Below are 214 nucleotides of genomic sequence, written 5' to 3' on the forward strand. Positions count from 1 at the left end.
CTGCCCGCCCGAGAACTGGTGCGCATAGCGATCGGCATAGGAGGCATCCAGGCCGACCTGCGCTAGCAGATCGTTGACGAACGCGGGTGCGTCCGCGCGCGCAGCCACGCCGTGATAGACCGCACCCTCGGCGATCATCTGGCCAACGCGCAGGCGCGGGTTGAGCGAAGCATAGGGATTCTGGAACACCATCTGCACCGCCAGGTGGTGGGCG

Annotated in this window: 1 pseudogene; it reads right to left on the bottom strand. The window is 66.8% G+C overall.

What is annotated here, in order from left to right:
• Nucleotides 1-214: pseudogene (locus OR16_RS39355) on the bottom strand (ABC transporter ATP-binding protein); the annotation flags it as partial.

This window comes from Cupriavidus basilensis OR16 (assembly GCF_000243095.1).
In the GTDB taxonomy this organism is placed as follows: domain Bacteria; phylum Pseudomonadota; class Gammaproteobacteria; order Burkholderiales; family Burkholderiaceae; genus Cupriavidus; species Cupriavidus basilensis_D.